Below are 282 nucleotides of genomic sequence, written 5' to 3' on the forward strand. Positions count from 1 at the left end.
CGCCCGAAATATCTGTTCCCCCTTTACAACACAGCCTCAATACAACAATACGAAGAAATAATTATGTCTGAACAAAAACGTACCTGTTCATTCTGCGGGAAGTCCGAAAACGACGTTAAAAATCTGATCGAAGGCGAACACGCCTTTATCTGCAACGAATGTGTAGAAACTTGCGGCATAATGCTGCAAGACAACGAATCCGGCGAAATTGAAAACGAGCTTGTCAAAGCGAAAGAAGAAAACGCCGAGAAAAAACTGCCTACCCCGGCCGAAATCGTTGCC

The 282-nt window shown here is 44.7% G+C and carries 1 protein-coding gene; it reads left to right on the plus strand.

The features are described from left to right. Positions 1–63: 63 nt before the first annotated feature. Positions 64–282 (plus strand): ClpX C4-type zinc finger protein (locus tag ACTHS3_RS17740; protein ID WP_440368735.1); only part of this gene is annotated, 219 nt, incomplete at its 3' end.

The sequence above is a fragment of the Neisseria sp. P0009.S007 genome (assembly GCF_051962515.1).